At 44.7% G+C, this 16356-nt stretch carries 15 protein-coding genes; 10 read left to right on the forward strand and 5 right to left on the reverse strand.

The genetic code is table 11. From position 1 onward, the window contains the following. Positions 1 to 10 precede the first annotated feature (10 nt). On the forward strand, positions 11 to 577 hold the full coding sequence (locus IGI69_RS01605) for a nucleotidyltransferase family protein (protein WP_159161093.1): 567 nt from the start codon (positions 11 to 13) through the stop codon (positions 575 to 577). 90 nt (positions 578 to 667) lie between these two features. On the opposite strand, the gene IGI69_RS01610 is transcribed toward IGI69_RS01605, so the two are convergent. From IGI69_RS01610 to acnA, 4 genes are all read right to left on the reverse strand, one after another. Beyond that, positions 668 to 1207 (reverse strand): biotin transporter BioY, encoded by a 540-nt coding sequence (locus tag IGI69_RS01610; protein ID WP_422704961.1) that lies wholly within the window; start codon positions 1205 to 1207, stop codon positions 668 to 670. A 105-nt stretch (positions 1208 to 1312) separates the two neighbouring features. Continuing rightward, positions 1313 to 2167 carry a helix-turn-helix domain-containing protein gene (locus IGI69_RS01615; RefSeq protein WP_015508825.1) on the reverse strand — a complete coding sequence of 285 codons (855 nt, stop codon included), beginning with the start codon at positions 2165 to 2167 and terminating at the stop codon, positions 1313 to 1315. Between the two features lie 104 nt (positions 2168 to 2271). Beyond that, positions 2272 to 3522 (reverse strand): NADP-dependent isocitrate dehydrogenase, encoded by a 1251-nt coding sequence (gene icd / locus IGI69_RS01620; RefSeq protein WP_413135013.1) that lies wholly within the window; start codon positions 3520 to 3522, stop codon positions 2272 to 2274. Beyond that, entirely contained in the window at positions 3515 to 6211 is a 2697-nt protein-coding gene (gene acnA, locus IGI69_RS01625) for an aconitate hydratase AcnA (protein WP_438739467.1), read from the reverse strand. Before acnA ends, icd begins: the two co-directional genes overlap by 8 nt. A gap of 235 nt (positions 6212 to 6446) precedes the next feature. Between acnA and IGI69_RS01630 the strand changes: the two genes are divergently transcribed. The 4 genes from IGI69_RS01630 to spx all read left to right on the forward strand — a co-directional run bounded on the left by IGI69_RS01630 (position 6447) and on the right by spx (position 10675). Then, entirely contained in the window at positions 6447 to 7808 is a 1362-nt protein-coding gene (locus IGI69_RS01630; RefSeq protein ID WP_010748638.1) for a citrate/2-methylcitrate synthase, read from the forward strand. A gap of 233 nt (positions 7809 to 8041) precedes the next feature. Further along, entirely contained in the window at positions 8042 to 9487 is a 1446-nt protein-coding gene (locus IGI69_RS01635) for a peptidoglycan DD-metalloendopeptidase family protein (RefSeq protein ID WP_338400948.1), read from the forward strand. 286 nt (positions 9488 to 9773) lie between these two features. Beyond that, a complete protein-coding gene (locus IGI69_RS01640; RefSeq protein ID WP_005227156.1) occupies positions 9774 to 10175 on the forward strand; it encodes an Asp23/Gls24 family envelope stress response protein in 402 nt (133 codons plus the stop codon). 50 nt (positions 10176 to 10225) lie between these two features. Continuing rightward, on the forward strand, positions 10226 to 10675 hold the full coding sequence (spx, locus tag IGI69_RS01645; protein WP_010748641.1) for a transcriptional regulator Spx: 450 nt from the start codon (positions 10226 to 10228) through the stop codon (positions 10673 to 10675). Between the two features lie 146 nt (positions 10676 to 10821). Here spx and rpsD read toward each other — a convergent pair whose 3' ends face one another. After that, positions 10822 to 11433 (reverse strand): 30S ribosomal protein S4, encoded by a 612-nt coding sequence (gene rpsD, locus IGI69_RS01650; RefSeq protein WP_005227158.1) that lies wholly within the window; start codon positions 11431 to 11433, stop codon positions 10822 to 10824. Positions 11434 to 11800: 367 nt separating this feature from the next. Here rpsD and IGI69_RS01655 point away from each other — a divergent pair, with 367 nt between their 5' ends. The 5 genes from IGI69_RS01655 (at position 11801) to IGI69_RS01675 (ending at position 16354) form a co-directional block, all read left to right on the forward strand. Further along, positions 11801 to 12598, forward strand: a complete 798-nt coding sequence (locus IGI69_RS01655; RefSeq protein ID WP_005227159.1) for a formate/nitrite transporter family protein — start codon at positions 11801 to 11803, stop codon at positions 12596 to 12598. 217 nt (positions 12599 to 12815) lie between these two features. Next, on the forward strand, positions 12816 to 13592 hold the full coding sequence (locus tag IGI69_RS01660; RefSeq protein WP_221692593.1) for a Cof-type HAD-IIB family hydrolase: 777 nt from the start codon (positions 12816 to 12818) through the stop codon (positions 13590 to 13592). A 118-nt stretch (positions 13593 to 13710) separates the two neighbouring features. Then, positions 13711 to 14133 (forward strand): methylglyoxal synthase, encoded by a 423-nt coding sequence (locus IGI69_RS01665; protein WP_008376307.1) that lies wholly within the window; start codon positions 13711 to 13713, stop codon positions 14131 to 14133. A gap of 37 nt (positions 14134 to 14170) precedes the next feature. After that, positions 14171 to 15406, forward strand: coding sequence for a peptidase T (gene pepT / locus IGI69_RS01670; RefSeq protein ID WP_005227162.1), 1236 nt, complete (start codon positions 14171 to 14173; stop codon positions 15404 to 15406). 150 nt (positions 15407 to 15556) lie between these two features. Next, positions 15557 to 16354 (forward strand): TIGR00282 family metallophosphoesterase, encoded by a 798-nt coding sequence (locus IGI69_RS01675; protein WP_010748642.1) that lies wholly within the window; start codon positions 15557 to 15559, stop codon positions 16352 to 16354. The last annotated feature ends 2 nt before the right edge of the window (positions 16355 to 16356 follow it).

The following is a 16356-nucleotide window of genomic DNA, read 5'->3' on the forward strand; positions in this document are numbered from 1 at the left end:
GAGGACGCCAATGAAGGAACAAGCGATCCAGAACTTGTTTGCAAAAAATCGTGAATGTCGACAACTGCTTACGATCATTGAAGCGTTGCAGCTGTCGGATTGCTGGCTGTGTGCTGGGTACCTGCGGAATTATTTATGGGGGTTTCTCAGTGGAAAAATAGCGGAGGTGCCAATAACCGATATTGATGTCGTGTTTTATGATCCGACTGTAAGCATAGAAGAAACAGCAGCGATCGAAGCGCAACTGCGCCGCTCGTTTCCCGAATTTCCTTGGGAGGTTCGAAACCAAGCGTTGATGCACCAACATAATTTTGCCGAGGAGCCGCCTTATACAAGTACCTTCGATGCTTTAACGAAGTTTCCAGAGCGTTGTACAGCGGTAGCGGCACGAATGAATCAAGGCAAGCTTGAATTGATGGCGCCTTTTGGTTGGCAGGATATTTGCAGTTTTCGGGTGCGTCCAACACCGCATTTTGCCCAAAATGAACAGTATCTTGCGGTTTATCGACAACGCCAAGCGATGAAGCAGTGGCAGAAAATTTGGCCGCAGCTCTCGATTGAAGAGGGTGAGAAATAAAAAAGAACACTCGCGTGATGCGGCGATTTCCAGAAGTTAGACGAAAAAGCTAACTGATGGGAATCGCTGCATATGACGCGAGTGTTTTTATTAACGTAAAGCCAATGGTTGCGCCAAGCGGTTTCTTAAAAAGATACCTAGATAAGCTGCGGCAACGGCTTTGATGATCCCAGGGATAATAAACAGAACAAAGCCACCGTTAAAGGCAGCCGGCCATGCCATGTCCGTGCTCCATTTCAGCCATAATGTACCAAACAACAAAGTTGCCAGCGCACCGACAATATTGCCGATCACTGCTCCTGTGTAGCGAAACGCTGTTTTTTCTACGATCAATCCAGTAAGCATTCCATTAAAGAGGAAGCCGACTAAATAGCCACCAGTTGGTCCTAACAAAACACCGACACCACTGGAAAAACCAGCGAAAACGGGCAAACCAATCAATCCTAACAGCAAGTAGATGACGATCGCCATCGTTCCAGTTCGCGTGCCGAGGAAAGTCACCGCCAGCCCGATCGCAAAGGTTTGTCCTGTCAATGGGATCAAACCTAATGGAATCGTCAGTTGGGAAAGACCAGCAATAATGATCGCAAATAAAGCGGCATGGATTTGTTCACGTAATGATAATTTCATCGAATCCTTCTCTCTACTAATAATTTCGTTAACCTAAAATTAATTTATTTGGTTAACGAAATTATAAACGGTGGTTTACCAAAAGTAAAGAAGAATCTTGCTTTTTTAGTGTCCTTTTTTTAAAAGGACAATCAAGTTCTTTGAGGAGAGGAAAGGGGCGATCTCTTCCAGCTCATCTGTTGAGAAGGGCAGTGCTTGAACGAGCCGGCAGATCGTTGCTTCTGTTAGAAACGGCAGCAGTTCTTCGATTTCATCATAAGCCAAGCGTTCTGCTGCGGCAACGTTTGGCTGTTCCAGGGCGGTCAGCAGGAGTTCATCCAGATACGGCGCAGGTAAAAAGGGCAGCAGTTCTTCAATCTCAGAAAAGCGGAAGTCAGGATTTTCAAGCCAGCCTTTGATTTCTCCCGCCAAAAAGTTGGAGGGTAAAAAGGGCGCCGCCTCTTCCCAAAAAGCCATGGAATAGTGCTTGCCTTTCAGGAGCTCTTCTACTTGGGGCTTTTTCAAAAACGGCAGGAGTTCTTCCAGTACCTCTTCTGGGATATTCTCGGCACCATTTAGCAGGTGCTGCAAGTCTGCGCTGGTCAAATGAGGTGCTAGCCTAGGCAATAAGTCTAAATCTAAAGAAGTTTCTTGAAACGGTTCTTCTTGAATCAACGCTGACAATTCTTGCGGTTTGATCAGCGGAGCTAGTTCGGCGATTTCTTCTGGCTGTGCGGTTCCCGCTTGATAATGTTGCACCGCAGCTGCTGGCTTTCCTAACAGCTCATCGATGGATAGGTCTAAAATCGCTGCTAGCTGCGGCAATTTTTCAATGTCCGGCAGTGAGTTGCCCCGCTCCCAATTACTGACCGCCTGATAGCTGACAAGTAATTGGTCGGCCAAGTTGCTTTGGGTCAGGTTTTTTTCTTTGCGTTTGGCAGCGATCTGCTGACCGATTTTTCTCATGTTGAATTCACTCATAAATGAATTCCCCCTTTCATGCTCTAAGTATAGTTTCTCAAAAGGTGAAAACGCAATCAAGCTGTGATTGAGCAGGCAAATGCCGACTCAATCACAGCTTGAGTTTACGAATGGATCAACTGAAGGAGGTGTTCGCCAAACGCTTGTGTCGTTAAACAGACCGCTTCTGGCATCAACTGCGCGAAGTCGGCAGTGACGTGCTGACTTTGCAAGGCTTGTTCAATGGCTTGTGTTAGGATTTGGGCTGCTTCTGGCCAGTTCAAATGTTCTAATAGCATGCATGCCGATAGCAGCAGTGAACAGGGATTGGCTTTGCCAAGTCCTGCGATATCCGGTGCTGTTCCGTGGGTAGCTTCAAAGATGGCTGCCCCAGTAGCGTAGTTGATATTGGCGCCGGGGGCGATCCCGATGCCGCCGACTTGTGCAGCAAGTGCATCAGAAATGTAGTCGCCGTTCAAATTACAAGTGGCAATGACGTCGAATTTTTCTGGATACAAAAGGATCTGTTGTAAAAAGTTGTCGGCGATCACGTCGTTAACAACGATTTTCCCAGCCGCTTTTGCCGAGGCAAGAGCGGCTTCGGCTGCCTTTGAGCCGTTTTCTGCTTTGATTTTGTTGTATTGATTCATTGTAAAACACTGGTCGGCGTATGTGGTCTCTGCAAGCTGATAGCCCCAGTTTTTAAAGCCGCCTTCTGTAAATTTCATGATATTGCCTTTATGCACCAGTGTCACCGTGGGCCGCTTTTGAGCGATCGCATACTCAATGGCAGCAGCGATCAAGCGCTGACTGCCTTCTAAAGAGATCGGCTTGATGCCGATAGCGGCAGTTTTAGGAAAACGAATCGCCTTGACAGCAAAGTCTGCTTGCAATGTCTGGATCAGACGCTGCGTTGCGTCGTCGTCTTTGGCAAATTCGATGCCAGCATAAACATCTTCAGTATTTTCTCGAAAGATCACCATATCGGTTTTTTCTGGCTGCTTTAAAGGCGAAGGGACCCCTGTAAAATAGCGAACAGGTCTGACACAGGCATAAAGATCCAGCGTTTGCCGCAAGGTGACATTCAAGGAGCGAAAGCCCTCGCCAATTGGGGTAGTCAACGGTCCTTTTAAGGCGTATTGTTGAGCCTTGATCGTATCGATGGTTGCTTGCGGCAGCCATTCCCCCGTCTGTTCAAAGGCGGCTTCTCCAGCTAAAACTTCCAGCCATTCGATGCGGCGTTGATTGTCATAGGCTTTATTTACAGCGGCATTAATCACAGGTTGCGCAGCCTGCCAAATCTCGGCACCGATGCCGTCTCCTGCAATGTAAGGAATGGTGATCGTCGTTGCTTCATGGGTTGTTTGGTTAGGCATGGGCAGTTCCTCCTAATTCAGCTTTTTTTCGAATGACCATCGGTAAAATTCCTTGATGCTTCCAATAGCGAATATCTGCAGGGGCATCAAAGCGCAGGCGGGTCATAAAGGAGACAGTCCCTCCGTCGATCCGTTGCGCAGTGACTTCGATCAGCTGCTTGACCACTGGCTCTTCTGGCAAAGCGATCGAGAATGTTTCGCTGCCGTCCAAATCAAACGATGCGGCACTTTCACCAGCAAGATATTCAAGCGGAATGATCCCCATCATGACCAAGTTGCTGCGATGGATTCGTTCGAAGCTTTCTGCTAAGACGACTTTAACGCCTAACAATTGTGTTCCTTTGGCGGCCCAGTCGCGAGAAGAACCCATGCCATAATCTTTACCAGCTAAAATGATACAGCTTTGACCAGCTTTTTGGTAATTCATAGCTGCGTCAAATATCGACAGGGTTTCCCCAGTTGGAAAATAATGCGTGACACTGCCAGTACTGCCAGGCACTAGCTGGTTTTGCAGACGGATGTTGCCGAAAGTCCCCCGCATCATAATCTGATGATTACCGCGTCGCGAACCAAAGGAGTTGAATTCACGATACGGAACTTCTTTTTCTTGTAAAAATTTTCCAGCTGCAGAATCCATACTGATGCTGCCAGCAGGAGAAATATGGTCAGTGGTGACGGAATCACCCAATTTTGCCAAGACTTTCAGATCAGCTAAGACATCTGGTTTAGGCAACTCTTTGGTCAATGTTTCAAAGTAGGGCGGATGAGCGATGTAGGTGGATTGTTCCTCCCATTCATAACATGCGCTCGTGGTGGTTTCGATCGCATTCCAGCGTTCATTGGCATCAAAAAGATGCTCATAGGCAGCGCGAAATGCTTCTGGTCCGACGTACTCTTGAACGTAAGCATTGACTTCTTCATTGCTAGGCCAAATATCAGACAAATACACCGGCTCGTCATTGACGATAGCTAACGGTTCTTTTGTGAGATCTTTGCGAATGCTGCCAGCGATGGCATAGGCAACAACTAATGGCGGTGAAGCCAAATAATTGGCTTTGATCTGTGGATGGATTCTTCCTTCAAAATTTCGATTGCCTGACAGAACCGATGCCACCAGTAGATTTTCTGCCTCAATTGCTTCAGCGACCTGCGCTTCTAAAGGACCTGAATTTCCGATACAGGTGGTACAACCGTAGCCCACTAAATAAAAGCCGAGTTGCTCTAAATACGGCAGCAAACCACTGTTTTGCAAATAGGTGGTCACGATCTGGGAGCCAGGTGCAAGGGAGGTTTTGACCGTATGAGAGACGGTCAGACCTTTTTCAATGGCTTTTTTAGCCAATAAGCCTGCCGAGAGCATGACGAAGGGATTGCTAGTATTCGTACAGCTAGTGATCGCCGCCAATACGATATCGCCGGTCACTAATTTGTCAGGTGCAGCATCTGGCCAGGTAACGCTGGCTGCTTTTTGCCATTCGTCCTCTGAAAGACCAAAGCCCTTGGGACCGACGGCAGCCGTGACCGATTGTTCAAAATCCTGACGGACTGCTGGAAGCAAAATCCGATCTTGCGGGCGCTTAGGGCCCGCTAATGCTGGCTGAACTTCTGCTAGATCGATGGTGATCGTCTTAGTATAGGTCGGCACGATCGTTTCATCATAAAAGAAATGGTTGGCTTTGGCGTAAGCGGCAACGAGTTCGATCAGCTCGCTGGAGCGACCGGTCGTTGCTAAGTAGTTCAAGGTCTCTTGATCAATCGGACAAAAACCGCAAGTCGCACCATATTCGGGAGCCATGTTTGCTAACGTTGCTCGATCAGCTAAACTTAAATGACGATAGCCAGGACCGAAGTATTCGACAAATTTTCCGACCACTTTTTCGATCCGCAGCACTTCAGTTACTTTTAGTGCTAAATCGGTGGCGGTGGTACCTGCAGGCATCTCGTTGATAAATTTCACCCCGATGACTTCAGGCGTAGGGAAGAAAGAAGGTTCGCCAAGAATCGCAGCTTCCGCTTCAATACCGCCAACCCCCCAACCGAGAACCCCCAAGCCGTTGATCATCGTGGTGTGAGAATCGGTTCCTTGCAATGTATCAGGAAACAGCAGTCGTTGATCTTCGTGTGTTTTTTGCAAGATTACATCAGATAACGATTCGATGTTGACTTGATGAATGATCCCTGTTTCAGGCGGTACGACTTCGAAATTGTCGAAAGAACCTTGCGCCCATTTCAAGAATTGATAGCGTTCTGCATTGCGTTCAAATTCCCGCTCCGTATTAAAAGCGATCGCCCCAGGAGTACCGGCTTGATCGACTTGCACAGAGTGGTCGACGACGAGTGTGACGGGGATCTCAGGATTGATGTCTTCTGCGGCACCGCCTAAAGCGACCATCGCATCCCGCATGGCAGCCAAATCAACGACTGCGGGTACCCCAGTAAAGTCTTGCAAAACGACCCGCTCTGGTTTGAATGGCACGACACCAGTAGGGGTTTCTGCCTGCCAGTTCGCTAAAAATGGTAAATAATCCTCTGTAATTTCCTCGTCTTGATGACGAGCAACACTTTCCAATAAAACTCGAATGGAGTAGGGTAAGCGAGATAAATCAGCCCCTAAGTCTTGGGTGATTTTCGCTAAGTCAATATACGTGTATTGCGTATCATTGACGGTGAGTTGAGATTGCCACTTCATAAGAATCCTCCTTTTTACGAAGATAAACGTACTTATTAGGAATAATTATACGTTGATAATTTAAAAAATCAATTAAATTTATGAAAAATATTTCATTTTCTCAACATCGTGCTATAATGTGTGAAAGTTTGTTAAAAAGCAACGATTTTATAGGATGACTATTTTAACGATGTTTGTATACGGTTAAATAACATTATAATCGATAGTTTGTAGAAAGATTGGAGGTAACATCACCGTGGAAAGATTAGAAAAGAAAGAGAAGATGTCCTATCTTGCATCGCAATGTCAGAAATACAATTTGATAGATGTGAATCTTTATTCAGAATATGATGTGAAACGTGGACTGAGGGATTTAAATGGCACGGGGGTCTTAGCAGGGCTTACGACGATCTCAACCATTTATCCAGAAAAAATCATTGCTGGCAAGCCAATTGAAGCTTGTGGCGAGCTGCGTTATCGCGGAATTGACATCAACGAGTTAGTTGCAGGGTTCGTCAATGAAAAACGCTTTGGCTTTGAAGAGGTTGCATATTTATTACTTTTCGGCGAACTGCCAAACAAAACAGAACTTGCGGCCTTTCATTGCCTATTAGCAGAAAAACGTACATTGCCGACCAATTTTGTTCGTGACGTCATTATGAAAGCACCTTCTTCTGATATCATGAATAGCTTATCTCGCAGTATCTTGACACTGGCAAGTTACGATCCACAAGCAGATGACATCAGCATTGAAAATGTATTGGAACAAAGTCTGATGCTGATCAGTGTCTTTCCGCTCTTGGCAATCTACGGCTATCATGCCTACAATCATTACAATCAAGGGGAGAGTATGTATATCCACCGTCCGACCGAAGAGTTGAGTACAGCTGAAACGATTTTGACTATGCTACGTCCAACGAAAGAATATAGCTTCCAAGAAGCCCAAACATTGGATATGGCACTGGTTTTGCATATGGAACATGGCGGCGGGAATAATTCGACCTTTACGACACGAGTCGTTACCTCCAGTGGGACGGATACCTATTCAACGATTGCTGCAGCGCTAGGTTCTTTGAAAGGGCCTAAACATGGTGGTGCTAATATCAAAGTGACGGAAATGATGGGAGATTTGAAGCGCAACGTTGCTGACCTTACCGATGAACAGGCGATCCGCAGCTATTTGGAAGCAGTCTTAGATAAAGAAGCGTTTGACCGTAAAGGATTGATTTATGGCATGGGCCACGCGGTATACAGCGACAACGATCCCCGTGCGGCGATTTTTAAAAATTATGTGGCAAAACTGGCCCAAGAAAAAGGATCAGAAGCTTGGCAAGAATATCAATTGTATACGATGGTCGAACGTATTGCTCCTCAAGTCATCAATGAAAAGCGCAAAATCTACAAAGGAGTCAGTGCCAATATCGACTTTTTCAGCGGGTTTGTTTATAACATGTTGGATCTACCAGAAGAACTGTATACACCAATGTTTGCTATCGCGCGGATCGTCGGCTGGTCCGCCCATCGGATCGAAGAGCTGGTCAACGCACAAAAAATCATGCGTCCCGCCTACAAAGAAGTGTCAAATGATCGGGAATATATCGATATAGAGTCAAGATAGATCAAAACAGCAGGGAGGAAGCTCGCTGCTGTTTTTGTTTTGGACACTCGAAAAGAGGAGAATTGAGCCGTTTTTGCGTATTTTTACTAGAGAGCAAATGAATGGCTTGGTTCATTCGTTCATTAGAAAAATCAAGTTTTTCTCGTTTTTCATATAGGAATGCAAAAATTGATTACAAAGTTTCTTGCATTTTTTGTATGATAGAGGGAGGAATAAAGGAGGAAAGTTCACGAATGAAAATAAAAAAATGGATGGCGATTGCCATTATTACCAGTCAATTTTCAACAATGCTGCCAGTATCGGCTGCGGCATCTGTTTTGACGAACGAGTCTACTGCAGGTCAAAATACAGCTGAGTCAACGGTTCCGGGAGTGAACGGGCCAACCATGGGCTTGGTCCCTGAAGATGCCGCAACGGTACCAGGAGAAAACGGCGAAGTAGTTCCAGGAGAGTCAACACCTGCTCCTGAACAGCCAACACCAGAACCTTTGCCAGAACCAGAACCAACCCCGACACCAGAACCAACACCAGAACCAGAAGAGCCGACACCAAATCCTGATCCTGAGCCGAATCCAGAACCAGAACCAACACCTGAGCCGGCGCCAGAACCAGAAGAACCAGAACCAAATCCAGAACCAAATCCAGAACCAGAACCAGAGACAACACCAAATCCCGAGCCAGAATCAACACCAAGCCAGCCTTCGCCTGACATCAAAGAAGTACCGAATGTACCAGAGTTGACGGTAACGCCGCCGCAAGAAGATGAGCCAGCAAAATTTGAAGTCACGCCAGTCAAAGAAACGTGGGACTTTATTATGGAGATTGGAGAAGATGCTCGTAAAGTTGGACAAGAAGAAGATCTTTACGCATCGGTCATGATTGCCCAAGCGATTTTAGAGTCTGGCAGCGGAAGAAGCCGTCTGAGCCAGGAGCCTTTTTATAACTTATTTGGTATTAAGGGACTTTATGAAGGGAATGGGATTTCCTTCCAAACACAAGAAGACGATGGTTCTGGTAATTTATACACAGTTCATGCCACTTTTCGCCAATATGACAGCATCGAATCTTCTTTGAAAGATTATGCGAAATTGTTAAAAGAAGGATTGGACCACAATCCGAATTTTTATAAAGGTGTTTGGAAATCAGAAACGGAATCTTATGAAGACGCCACGGAATATCTGACCGGACGTTATGCATCAGATACACAATACAATGAGAAGCTGAATGCGCTGATCGAAGCGTATGCCCTGACGAGTTATGACAAAGAGAAACCAGAATTACCGACAGGCAGCGAAAAGATGATCTATCCTGTCAGCAATCCAGTTGTCTCCTCTGTCTTTGGTCCGCGAGGCAATGGGTTTCATCGTGGAGTGGACTTCGCCGCACCACAAGGAACGCCAATCATGGCTAGTCTTTCAGGAACGGTGATCCGCTCAGAATATCATTCTTCATGGGGAAATTATGTTGCCATCGAGCACAAAGATGGGCTGACGACATTGTATGCCCACAATCATCGCAATTTAGTGGAAGTCGGTCAAACGGTCGAACAAGGCGAGGTGATTGCTTCTATGGGAAGTACGGGGAACAGTACAGGCCCGCACTTGCATTTTGAAGTCAGTCTTTCACCAAGTTTAGCGCGACACCAACTGATTGATCCGTTGGAAGTTTTGTCAAAATAACACGAAAAAAAGAGAGCGTTGTAGATGCTTTCTTTTTTTTTGTCAAGAAAAACGAATCATTTCAGGAAAATTATGCTTTGAGATTTTTTTAGCGCATTCATTTTATCTTGCACGATAAATTTATTCCGAAAACAAGTGTTTTTCTTTGTAAAAAAAACAAAAAGAATTTATGCTAGAAAGGTAGGGAAAAAAATTCCCAAGAGGAATGTCCACTTTAGACAAGGTCGTGTATGCGACTTTGCGATGTCTCTAGTATCCTTTCTTATTTAACCAAGGAGTGTGAAAAATGACTGACGATCAGCAAACAACGAATGTGTCTAATGAAGCAGCGCAAGCAAGTCCACTGTCCTTTGAAGAGAAAGTCATTGAAACAATTGTTGGTGTCGCTTTGCAGTCAATTGATGGCTTGATTAGTGTAAATGGCAGATTTCTTTCAGATATGACCGAAAACCTTGAAGAACAGCCGCAAGTCGCTTCTGGCATTGATGTGGAAGTTGGCAAAGAAGAGGTTGCAGTTGATTTGGAAGTAATCGTGGCTTACGGCAAAGATATCCCCAAACTCTTTGCGCAAGTCCAAGAAGTGGTCTTAGAAGAAATTAGCCGCTTGACTTCTTTGAAAGTCAAAGAGATCAATATTCGAATCGCCGATATCGTCAAACAGGAAACGATCGATCAAATCGAAGGTTGAGCACCAGACAAAAAATCGAAGTACATTAAAGAGAAAGGAAGAATGAACAAATGATATCACTATATACAACACCCAGCTGTACGTCATGTCGTAAAGCCCGTGCATGGTTGACCGAAAATGAACTACCATTTAAAGAGAGAAACATTTTTAGCGATCCATTAAATAGTGATGAACTAATGGAGATTCTTTCTTTAACGAAAAATGGAACGGAAGACATTATATCTACTCGTTCGAAAGTGTACCAAAAGCTAGACATTGATTTAGAAGAGTTGAAGCTAGAAGAGTTACTTTCATTGATCGAAAAATACCCGAACTTATTGAAACGACCAATTATCTTAGATGAGAACAAGCTCCAAGTGGGGTACAATGAAGAAGACATTCGTAAATTCGTGCCACGAAACTTACGAAAGATCATTTTCAAACGTCGCCAAACAGAGCTGCTCATGTTTAATTATCGCCAAAAGCAAGAAGAAGGCGAATCTGTTGCGAACTTTATCTAAAATAGGAACAAAACCGGCAAATGAATACAGCGATGTATCATTGTCGGTTTTTTTGGTATTTTTTAAGGGTCTTCTTAAAGGATCCGTAAATCCGTTGAGTCCACAAAAAAACACGATTCCAAAAAGGAATCGTGTCGTTTGAAATCTTAAAGTTTTTGGTTGTAGAATTCAACGACTAGTGCTTCGTCAACTTCTGCAGACAATTCATCACGCTCAGGTAAACGAGTTAATGAACCTTCTAATTTTTCGCTGTCAAAGCTTACAAATGACGCGCGGCCAGCTGTTGCTTCAACTGCTTCTTTGATTGTTGAGATGTTTTGTGATTTTTCACGAACGCTGATGACTTGTCCAACTTCAACGTGGTATGAAGGGATATCAACGCGTTTGCCATCAACTAAAACGTGACCGTGGTTTACTAATTGACGTGCTTGACGACGAGTAGTTGCTAAACCTAGACGGTAAACAACGTTATCTAAGCGTTGTTCTAGCAAGATCATGAAGTTAACACCGTGTTTACCTTCTTTGATTTTGCTTGCTTTGATAAACAATGTACGGAATTGACGTTCGTTCATGCCATACATATGACGCAATTTTTGTTTTTCAGTTAATTGCATACCGTATTCTGATTTTTTGCCACGGCTGTTTGGTCCGTGTTGACCTGGAGCGTAAGGGCGACGTGCCAATTCTTTTCCAGTTTCTGATAAAGAAATTCCTAAACGACGAGAAATTTTCCATGATGGTCCTGTATAACGAGACATAATTTAGTTCCTCCAATAAAATAGTTTGGAGTAAAATAATCCGTTGAAAAACTCACATTCGTGCAGTTCGTTCTTCAATCTTCACCTTTGCAGCCGCGGTTACGCAATTGCACCCGAGGGGCAACGAACTGGTGACGAGCTGTTATTTTCCTGCTGCATTATTTTACACAAGGAATAGTATACGACAAACTAGGGGCAAAAGTCAAGATGGAGCTGGCTTTGGATTTGATGAAAACAAAGCTTGAAATTTTTCATTAATTACTTATATTTTCAAATATCTCTTTACAAATCAGCATTTCGTCATTAGAATATGGAAGTATTGTGCAAATTATAACGAAGTAAAATTTTTCATAAAAGGAGTAGAAAAATGAATCCAGTATCCCCATTATTTGAGAAGATCGATTCATCCATAGAAAAGAAAATCGATTTGATCAAGAGTAGTTATTTGCGTTACGCTGTACGTGCGATGATGGCTTGTTTATTCTTGACCCTCGGAACAGCTATTGCTTTTGCGATCGCTATGAAAGGTGAATCAATGGTTCACGGGTTAGGAAAAATTTTGTATGCATTTATGTTTAGCTGGTCTTTAGTCATGATTCTTTATATGAACGCAGAATTAGGAACATCGAATATGTTGTATATGACTGTTGGGGTTTACCGTAAACGTCTAAGTATTCCTTTGGCATTGAAAATTTTGCTTACGTGTGTCTTGTTCAACTTGATCGGCGGGGTGATCTTCGGCTCGATCGTTGCGCTAACGGGACCTTTTCAAGGGCTGACCGCAGACAACTTTATGCTGACCTCGATCACTGCAAAATTAGAAAAATCCACTATCCAAATTTTAGTGGAAGCGATGTTCGCTAATATCGTGGTAAACACAGCCGTGTTGGTAAGCATGCGGATGAAAGACGATGCTGGAAAAGTCGCAGCAATCATTTTCATCATCTTTATCTTTGCTTTCTTAGGCTTCGAACACGTCATCGCTAACTTCCCAGCGTTTACCTTAGCTTTTTGGGCTTCAGGCGGACACTTGGCAGGCATGACTGTCGGCAGTGTGATCCATAATTTAGTTTTTGCCTTTATCGGTAACTATATCGGCGGTGGCTTGGTCATGGGACTTGGCTATGCATGGTTGAACAACTCAAAATCGACCTATGTCGACTAATCAGAACCTACAAAAAGAAGCAGCGATGCTTCTTTTTTTCTTTTCTCTAACATTTCTCTAGGAAGAAGCTATCATCCCTTAACGGAGCGTTGAAATCAGCGGTCATTTGTGTTAAGAATAAGTATGTACGGTTTTTCTTGCTGTTTTTTGTAAAAATGACCGCAACCAAGACCAAAATCTTAGTTACTTCTTAATAGAAAGCGAGCCTTAACCTTTTATGAATCGGAAATTCTTTGCCTTTGATATTGATGGAACCTTGCTTGACTCGAACAAACAGCCACTAGACAGTACGCTAAAAGCCCTTGATCTTCTGCGAGATGCTGGCCATTTCGTGACCGTTGCCACTGGGCGCAGTCGTTTTCACGCCCAAGACATTATTCGTTCGTTGTCCTTTGATAATTACATTTTATGTAATGGGGCAGCCGCCTTTCTTTCGCATCAGCAGGTGTATAAAAATTTGCTCGATGAAACGCAATTGGCTGCTTTCGTGGCAGAAGCCCAAGAGCTTGGGATCGATACGGCCTTTGTCGGGATGGATACAGCGAAACGAGCGTCTTCGTTGGATATTGCTAAAATGGAAGCAGCGATGCATTCCTTTGGCGCCCAACTTCCTGAGTTGGACATGGACTTTCCTGAAGAAAAAGAAGTCTATCAAGCATTGGCTTTTTACGGAAAAGAGTATGAGCATTTCTTTGACGAGAAATACAGCAAACTGCGTTTTGTACGTTGGCATGAAAACAGTGTGGATGTCGTTCCAAAAGAAGGCTCCAAAGCAGCAACGATCCTGTGTGTCGCAGAACAATTAGGGATAGCGCAAGAAGATGTGATCTGTTTTGGTGATGGCCAAAACGATCGTGAGATGCTGACTGCCGCAGGTGTCGGTGTGGCAATGGGCAATGCGGTCCCTGAGATCCAACAAGTCGCAGATATGGTGACTACTAGCAATGATGAAGATGGCATCTGGTTAGCCTTGAAAGAATTACAACTGATTTAAAAAGGAATCCTTTAGACATAGCACAGTCGATTTGCGGCATCTGTGCTATGTTTTTTTGTTTTTTCTCGGTCGCAAAGAAAATAAATTGGTACAATAGAAAAAAGGGGGAATGCAGCAAATGAAAATCGCATTGATTGCTCATGATCGAAAAAAGGATGTAATGGTAAAATTAGTGACTGCCTATCGAGAAATTTTAGCGCAGCATGAACTTTTCGCAACAGGAACTACGGGGAAGAGGATCGAAGAAGCAACCCAGTTGCCTGTCCACCGCTACAAATCAGGGCCGCTGGGAGGAGACCAGCAAATTGGCGCCATGATTTCGCAAGATGACTTGGACATGGTGATCTTTTTGCGCGATCCTTTAGCCGCACAACCCCATGAACCAGATGTAACGGCATTGATTCGCTTGTCAGACGTGTACGAGATTCCTTTAGCCACCAATATGGGAACGGCAGAGATCTTGCTGCGCGGGTTAGCAGCTGGCTTTGCTGATTTTCGACAAGTGATCCACGAAACGGACAATCGTCCCCTGTCGTTATAAAGATAGTAGAAGAATTGAAGAAAAAGGATGTGCAGAATTGAAAGCAATCTTAAAGGATTTTTTGACCTATGCAAAAATGAATACTCGCTCGGATGCCACGAGTCAGACCATCCCAACGACGCAGGGACAAGTTGAGTTGGCTCTTTTATTGAAAGATCAGTTGATCGAGATGGGATTAGCGGATGTTGCTTACTATGAAAAGAATAGTTTTGTGATCGGACGTCTACCTGGTAATCCTGAAAAAACGGCGATTGGCTTTATTGCCCATGTAGATACGGCAGATTTCGAAGCTGAAAATATTCAACCGCAGATCCATGAAAATTACGATGGCAAGGATGTTTGTTTAAATAAAGAAAAAGCCATTTATATGACAACTGCTGAATTTCCTAATCTCAAAGACTATGTCGGCGAAACGTTGATCACAACGGATGGAACGACCCTGCTGGGTGCAGATGATAAAGCTGGTATCGCAGAGATCATTGATGCGCTGCGGATCTTACAAACGATGGATGCGCATAAGCGTGGCGATGTCTGGGTCGCTTTTGGTCCTGACGAAGAGATCGGGACTGGCGCTGATCGCTTTGATGCGGCGGATTTTCCAGTAGCATTTGCTTACACGATGGACAGTGGTCGCGTGGGCCATATGGAGTATGAAACCTTTAATGCGGCTCGTATCGATATAACGATCGACGGTACGAGTGTGCATCCTGGGACTGCCTATGGTCGTTTGGTCAACGCCTTGAAAATCGCGCATCAAATCGATGATGCCTTACCAGCAGAGGAAGTTCCTGAACGCACCCGCGGGTATGAAGGCTTCTACCTGCTGCACAATTTGACGGGACATATTGGTCGAGCAGAAGTTTCTTATATCATTCGTGATCACGATCATACGCTTTTTGAACAGCGAAAAGCCAACATCGTGGGGATCATTGATGAACTGAACACAGCCTATGGGCAAGAACGTATCACCTATACGCTGTATGACCAATATTACAATATGGGGGATTTGATCAAGAAAGATCCCCGCAGTATCGAAGCTGCCCGAGCAGGGATGCAAGCGATTGGCGTGACGCCGATCGAAGCACCGTTTCGTGGCGGGACCGACGGCTCGAAAATCACCTATAAAGGGATCCCAACACCGAACTTATTTGTCGGCGGTGAAAACTTCCATGGCCAGTATGAATTTATTACCGTGGAAGCGATGGAAAAAGCCCGTGATTTGATCGTGGCGATCGTAGAACACGTAGGACAAGAGGACACCACTGTTTCCTAAGAGAATTAAGCGACACGCTAGACTGATGCGAAAGAGTCTAGCGTGTTTTTTTGTCCTGCTGCAGGGAAGAACCGCAAGTGAAAGAACCTTTTTTTTCTGGACCAAAACCCTTATAATAGAAAAGAAGCTAAAAGAGAAGAGGAAAAATGTGTGCGGGTATTATTCATTGGAGATGTAGTTGGTTCATTAGGAAGAGAAACGATCACGGAGTACCTTCCAAAATTAAAAAAGGCGTATCGACCACAGGTGACGATCGCAAACGGCGAGAATGCGGCGGCGGGTCGTGGGATCACTGGTAAAATCTATAAGAAATTTTTGCAAGATGGTGTCGATGTCGTGACACTAGGCAATCATACATGGGACAACCGTGACATTTTTGAATTTATTGGCGATGCGAAGAAAATGATTCGTCCAGCCAATTTTCCAGAGGGAACACCGGGCGTCGGCATGGTATTTGTGAAAGTCAACACCATTGAATTAGCGGTAATCAACATGCAAGCTCGCTCGTTCATGGTAGACCTTGATGATCCGTTTCGCAAAATGGATGAACTGGTTGCGATTGCCCGCAAACGTACACCGTTTATCTTTGTGGATTTTCATGGGGAGACCACCAGCGAAAAACAAGCGATGGGCTGGTATTTGGATGGCCGTGTTTCGGCAGTCGTCGGCACGCATACCCACGTCCAGACCAATGATGCGCGGATTTTGCCCCAAGGAACAGCTTATTTGTCAGATGTCGGCATGACTGGTCCTTATGATGGGATCTTGGGGATGAAACGCGAACCAGTCATTGAAAAATTTTTGACGGCGTTGCCGCAACGGTTTGAAGTGATTGAAAAAGGCCGCAGTATTTTGTCGGCTTGCTTGCTTGAGATTGATGAAGCCACTGGTAAAGCAAAATCGATCCGTCCGATCCAAATCAGTGAAGATCGCCCGTTTACAGAATAGGA

This window comes from Enterococcus sp. DIV1083b, assembly GCF_051713705.1.
Lineage (GTDB): Bacteria > Bacillota > Bacilli > Lactobacillales > Enterococcaceae > Enterococcus_D > Enterococcus_D casseliflavus.

Excerpts from the sequence above, each read along its gene's own strand:
- IGI69_RS01635 (WP_338400948.1), top strand. The coding sequence starts at position 8,042 with ATGAAAATAAAAAAATGGATGGCGATTGCCATTATTACCAGTCAATTT.
- IGI69_RS01640 (WP_005227156.1), top strand. The coding sequence starts at position 9,774 with ATGACTGACGATCAGCAAACAACGAATGTGTCTAATGAAGCAGCGCAA.
- acnA (WP_438739467.1), bottom strand. The coding sequence starts at position 6,211 with ATGAAGTGGCAATCTCAACTCACCGTCAATGATACGCAATACACGTAT.
- IGI69_RS01615 (WP_015508825.1), bottom strand. The coding sequence starts at position 2,167 with ATGAGTGAATTCAACATGAGAAAAATCGGTCAGCAGATCGCTGCCAAA.
- IGI69_RS01660 (WP_221692593.1), top strand. The coding sequence starts at position 12,816 with ATGAATCGGAAATTCTTTGCCTTTGATATTGATGGAACCTTGCTTGAC.
- spx (WP_010748641.1), top strand. The coding sequence starts at position 10,226 with ATGATATCACTATATACAACACCCAGCTGTACGTCATGTCGTAAAGCC.
- IGI69_RS01605 (WP_159161093.1), top strand. The coding sequence starts at position 11 with ATGAAGGAACAAGCGATCCAGAACTTGTTTGCAAAAAATCGTGAATGT.
- icd (WP_413135013.1), bottom strand. The coding sequence starts at position 3,522 with ATGCCTAACCAAACAACCCATGAAGCAACGACGATCACCATTCCTTAC.
- IGI69_RS01665 (WP_008376307.1), top strand. The coding sequence starts at position 13,711 with ATGAAAATCGCATTGATTGCTCATGATCGAAAAAAGGATGTAATGGTA.
- IGI69_RS01610 (WP_422704961.1), bottom strand. The coding sequence starts at position 1,207 with ATGAAATTATCATTACGTGAACAAATCCATGCCGCTTTATTTGCGATC.
- rpsD (WP_005227158.1), bottom strand. The coding sequence starts at position 11,433 with ATGTCTCGTTATACAGGACCATCATGGAAAATTTCTCGTCGTTTAGGA.
- IGI69_RS01655 (WP_005227159.1), top strand. The coding sequence starts at position 11,801 with ATGAATCCAGTATCCCCATTATTTGAGAAGATCGATTCATCCATAGAA.